Below are 2,505 nucleotides of genomic sequence, written 5' to 3' on the forward strand. Positions count from 1 at the left end.
TGTCAATGATCTTCCAAAATTGAACCACAAAGATCCTTTAAAAGTGATCCACTTTTGTTATTTCTTAATTACGATGTTTAAATCGGTAAGATTCATTACCCGTTTCTAAAATATGGCAATGGTGAATTAACCTATCTAAAAGTGCATTTGTCATTTTTGCCTCAGTAAACAGCGTCCCCCACTCTGAAAACTCAAGGTTTGTCGTAATAATAACACTGGTATTTTCATGAAGTTGACTCATTAAATGAAACAGTAATGCCCCACCTTTTTGACTAAAGGGTAAGTAGCCTAACTCATCCAAAATGATGATATCTTGACGAGTCATCTGAGGGACAAGCTTAAATTGTTTCATTTGATTATCCAGTTCAAGTTGATTCACTAAATCCAATACGTTCCAAAATCGTACTTTATAGCCTTGTTCCGCTGCTTGGATACCAAGTGCCGTCGCTAAGTGTGTTTTTCCTGTACCTGGACCACCCACTAAAATAATATTACGCTTAGCTTTAATATATTCACCATCCAGCAAAAGTTGGAAGTGGGCTTCATCTAAAGGACTCTGCTGAAAGTCAAATTCGGCAAGGGTTCTTTGTTGGGGAAACTTAGCACGTTTAATCCGCCCTAATGTTTGGTTAATACCCCGTTGTGTTATTTCAACATTCAGTAAACGTGCGAGAATATCGAGTGTTGGGCGTTTGCGTCGAACACCCTCAATCACGATATCGTCAAATTCATTTGCCATTGTTGTCAATTTGAGCTGTTGCAGTAATGCAATATAATCTTGTCTTTCCATTATCATCTCCTTGTCTGTCTTATTTTAGTAAAGGAAAGGTGGGAGTTCTTCGATATTGAAGGAGTTGGTCAAATTGGCTGAGATTTGCTTTAGGCGGACAACGCAGCGCAACATGTCGACTCTCTATTTTAGGGACAGTCGGTTCGGTCAACCTTAAGATAATATTAAGTACCGCTTCAACGGTAGGTAATCCCTGTTCTAATGCGAGCTCTGCGGCAGTCACCCCCACTTCTTCACCAAAATCCGCAATTAAACTTAGAAGCTTAACCATTGCCTTGTCGCCACGAGGTTGTTTAAGTAAGTGATGTTGAAGGGTTTTAATAGCGGGAGGAAGAGCCCAGCCTTGAAAGGGCTCTCCATGTCGTAATGCGCCTGGTTTTTTCTTTAAGGCAGACAAATAATGAAGAGGGTTATAACTGGTTCCTCCTTTGATAAATTGTCTCGGGTGACGAGCCACTATTTGGTTCTGATAAACCAGTACTATCTCTTGTGCACCTATTTGAGCTATCACTTCTTTTCCACATAAATGGCAGGGTACACTGTATTTGTGGGCATCAAAGAGAATCAATGCAGAGGTATTAACGAGTAAGCGAGTAGTGCGATAACCTAAATAGGGTTTAAAAGGAGAGAGTGTTTCACGTTCTTTTTCCAACCGTTGAGCTACCGTCTGTTGTTTATCTTCAACCCAGACTTGAGTTTGAATCTGCCTTGCACACCAATCTCTTAAATAATCATTTAACGCCTCAAGGGAAGAGAAAGCTAATAAAGGGCGGAAAAGCTGTTTACGGAGTGTTTGAACTTGTCGCTCGACTTGACCTTTCTCCCAACCTGAGGCTGGTGTACAAGCCACAGGCTCAATGAGAAAATGGTTCATCATGGCCAAAAATCCCTCATTAAATGAGCGCTCTTTACCTGATTTTATCTGTTTGACTATGGTTTTAGGGTTGTCATAAATTCCCCGAGAAGGGACACCACCAAAATAATTAAAAGCGTGATTATGTGCATCAATGAGCATTTCTAAGGTTTGTCTAAAATAAGCTCGGACATAATAAGCACGAGAATGACAAAGGCGAAAATGAGCGATATTTACCGTTGTTTCAACCCCATCTAACACCACTTTCTCAATACTCCAATCAAATTGATAAGACTCACCGAGTGGAAATTTTTGTGGAATAAAAACATCCGTAGTGGGTGGTAAAAAAGACGCTTTATAACGCTTAATAAAACGAGAAACACAAGGGTATTGCCCTTCAAAACCAAGGCTTTGTAAATACTCAAAATGACGTACTGCGGTTAAACGTTGAGAAGGTGGCTTATCCATCTCCTCTTTGAGTCGTTCAATTAAGCGTACTTTATAGGGTCCTAATTTAGGTGAATCTGTGTGTTGACGTTGATAGTTGGGAATCTCAATCATATTGAGATATTTTTTGACGGTACGACGACTAAGTCGAAGTTTTTCAGCGATTTTACGCTGAGAAAGCCCTTCTTTATGATAAAGGCGACGTATTTTTAAGATTGTTTCCATGCAAAGCATACCAGGTTATTCCCTGTTTAAATAACAAGGAGTTTATCAAAAGATGCAGTGGATCACTTTTCGATGATCTTACTGCATCAACCTGGTGCATTTTTGCATGATCATTAACAGTGTCGATTTTTTATGACTAAATATAACCCACTTTTTAAACAGCACTTGATCTCCTTTTATCTCAAAGAGC

At 39.5% G+C, this 2,505-nt stretch carries 2 protein-coding genes; both read right to left on the reverse strand.

Translation table 11 applies throughout. The features are described from left to right. Positions 1 to 64: 64 nt before the first annotated feature. Complete coding sequence (gene istB / locus BKK50_RS01660) at positions 65 to 790, reverse strand: IS21-like element helper ATPase IstB (protein WP_077414705.1); 726 nt, start codon at positions 788 to 790, stop codon at positions 65 to 67. A 19-nt stretch (positions 791 to 809) separates the two neighbouring features. Next, the gene (gene istA / locus BKK50_RS01665; protein WP_077414707.1) at positions 810 to 2,324 is read right to left on the reverse strand and encodes an IS21 family transposase; all 1,515 of its coding nucleotides are present in this window, start codon (positions 2,322 to 2,324) and stop codon (positions 810 to 812) included. Positions 2,325 to 2,505 lie beyond the last annotated feature (181 nt).

The organism is Rodentibacter rarus (assembly GCF_001998965.1).
Classification (GTDB): Bacteria; Pseudomonadota; Gammaproteobacteria; order Enterobacterales; family Pasteurellaceae; genus Rodentibacter; species Rodentibacter rarus.

What these genes read in the sequence shown, in the direction of transcription:
- istB (WP_077414705.1), bottom strand. Translation starts at nt 790, where the DNA reads ATGGAAAGACAAGATTATATTGCATTACTGCAACAGCTCAAATTGACA.
- istA (WP_077414707.1), bottom strand. Translation starts at nt 2,324, where the DNA reads ATGCTTTGCATGGAAACAATCTTAAAAATACGTCGCCTTTATCATAAA.